Origin of the sequence: Muribacter muris (assembly GCF_001038205.1) — a bacterium.
Lineage (GTDB): Bacteria > Pseudomonadota > Gammaproteobacteria > Enterobacterales > Pasteurellaceae > Muribacter > Muribacter muris.
In genome coordinates, this window is the sequence record NZ_JWIZ01000120.1 from 1 (window position 1) to 2,660 (window position 2,660).

The 2,660-nt window shown below is 38.7% G+C and carries 2 protein-coding genes and 1 pseudogene; 2 read left to right on the top strand and 1 reads right to left on the bottom strand.

Going from position 1 to position 2,660, the window contains the following annotated elements; all coding sequences use genetic code 11:
- Positions 1-583 precede the first annotated feature (583 nt).
- Both RO21_RS11970 and gpU read left to right on the top strand, forming a co-directional pair.
- Positions 584-1,810, top strand: a complete 1,227-nt coding sequence (locus RO21_RS11970; protein ID WP_047978012.1) for a tyrosine-type recombinase/integrase — start codon at positions 584-586, stop codon at positions 1,808-1,810.
- 332 nt (positions 1,811-2,142) lie between these two features.
- Complete coding sequence (gene gpU / locus RO21_RS11975; protein ID WP_047978013.1) at positions 2,143-2,538, top strand: phage tail terminator protein; 396 nt, start codon at positions 2,143-2,145, stop codon at positions 2,536-2,538.
- A gap of 42 nt (positions 2,539-2,580) precedes the next feature.
- On the opposite strand, the pseudogene RO21_RS13060 reads toward gpU, so the two are convergent.
- Positions 2,581-2,660 (bottom strand): annotated as a pseudogene (locus RO21_RS13060) (IS1595 family transposase); the annotation flags it as partial.

Consider the following 2,660-nt stretch of genomic DNA (forward strand, 5'->3'; position numbering starts at 1 on the left):
TTTCTTGGTTCAGAAAAAGAAATTGGCAATATATTATAGCAAAAACACAATAAAAAGATAGCAAAATCAATAAATTACCCTTTATTTTATCCGCTATAAATACCTCATTTTCAATCTAAAAAACTGCCTCCGACACCTACTCACTACCTTACGCGAGCGCTCGTATCCTCACCACGCCCCCGCACTTAATATGTCAATTTCTACGCAAATGCAAAAACCCGATCCAACCAAGCCCCGCAACAGCTCAAACAGATCCTAAAATCAGATCTTTCTAACGCATTTTTACGCACAAAAATGCAAAATAATGAAAAATTTCACCCTTAAAACCACTTGTGCACACGAACTGCACCAAGTTAGGATAACTCATTGATTACATTATTTATGGGCGTCCAGCCGGTCGCACCATTCTAGCTATCACAACCTTTCGTAACTTCTCTTTAACCCCTTATAAATCAAGCCCCTAAGCATAATTTAAACCCTTTTAACTATCGTTATTTATCGCTATTTATCGTTTTTAACCGTGAATTTTAGTTACACAGTGTTAAGATGACAAAAAGCTGTGTAACTAAAAAGGTGAAAATGTATGGCTAGAATTACCAAACCCCTGACGAATACCGAAGTAGAGAAAGCCAAACCTAAAGATAAAGAATACTTACTAGCAGACGGAAACGGGCTACATCTAAGAGTAAAAACTAATGGCTCTAAAACGTGGATTTTTAATTATTCCCAACCGATAAAGAAAAAAAGAACAAATTTAAGTATTGGTACTTACCCTGAAATCTCTATCGCTCAAGCTCGTGCTATGCGTGAAGAATTTCGGGCTTTATTAGCCCAAGGCGTTGATCCGCAAATTCATCGGCAAGAACAGGAAAACCAAAAATGCCGGCAAAATGAAAATACGTTTTTAAATATCGCTGAACGTTGGCGGATAAAACGTGCCGGCGATGTTGAGCCGCTGACAATGGAAAAGAATTGGTTACGCCTCGAAAAGCATTTGTTCCCAAAATTAGGGCATTACCCTATCAACCATATCGAACCAATGCACATCATTCACAGCCTACAACATTTAGCAGCCGAAGGGAAAACAGACACCCTACACCGTATCATCAGGCTTGCTAATCAAATACTAAATTTTGCCGTTAATATTGGCTTACTCAAATTCAATTACTGTGAAAAGGTCGGCGAAGCCTTTAGCAAAAAGCCAAAAGTACATAACCCCGCTATTCACCCTAGCGAACTGCCTAAATTTCTCTCTGACCTCAATAATTCTAATCGAGACTTCACCACCAAAATTCTTATTCAATGGGAACTACTGACAATGGTTCGGCCGGCAGAAGCAGTCAGCGTAGAATGGACTGAAATTGATTGGCAAAATAGGCTTTGGACTATTCCTACCGAAAAGCTAAAAAAGACCAAGAAAAAGCAAGCTGATCACATCGTGCCACTCTCTCGCCAAGCGATCGCATTACTGGAAAAGATGAAAACAATATCCAGTTCAAAAAAGTTTGTCTTCTCCCATTACAGCAAACCTAATCAATCTATGAGTAAAGAAACTGCCAATAATGCGATCAAGAAAATGGGCTATGCAGGACGACAAACAGCCCACGGATTAAGAGCGATTGCCCGAACCTATTTAGCAGAACAAGATATTAGTTATGAAGTAGCGGAAGCCTGTTTAGCCCATCAAGTCGGAAGCGAAGTTAGCCAAGCCTATAATCGCTCAAACTATCTTGAACAACGTAAACCCGTAATGCAATTATGGGGCGATTATGTGGAGCAATGCTCTATTCGCTCTACTCTTGCCAAGTAATATTTAGCCCTGTTTAATACGGGGCTTTTTTATGTTCTTTTATTCCTAAAATATTTCTTTTTATTTATTACCCACTTTCCCTCTTTTCCACCTAAAAAAGAAATAAATAATTGATATATATAGAGAAAATAGTAAGTGGGTAACAAGTGGGAAAGTGAGTATCTCAAATAGCCATTTGAGGCAATCAAAATGGTCTAGAAAAAGTTTTGTAAATTTAGCTTTCGTTATTTGCCGTAGGTTATCGCTCAAAATCTAGGCTATTTACTCCTGCCTTTTTGTCCTTATATTGCTCTATGGGCTTATTCAAGCCGTCTTAATTAAGAGGACTTTTTATGATTCAAAACGAAGCTATCCGCCAAGAAATCGTTGCATTATTGCAAGGTAAAGTTCAAGGCGTAGCCCATTTTCACAACGGACGCACTACGTTCACCGATTTAGACAATGAGCTGCCCGCTTTGTCGGTGTTTATTGATGAAGCTGAGTATCAGCCTATTGCCGCTTGCGGTGAAGAATGCGATGCCTATTTGAAAATTGGCATTTACTTGCCGATGTTCGCCACTGAAAACGTACTTGATGAAATTGCCGAGCAAGTCGCCAATATTCTAAGAGATGCCAGTTTTAAAACGGTGGACGAATGCACCCTACGCAAATACAGCTATGACTATGATGCAACGGATTCAGCGTGGAAAAACTCAACGCTTCATTTCAGCATTAACTATATAAACTAAGGGAAAGGTATGTTTAAAAAATTATGGGGCTGTACTAGATAACTAGAATAAATTCTGCTTTACTAATTGTTTTAAAATGGAAAATTGAACTTTTATTTCACTGTGGTTAAAACGCCATTCAC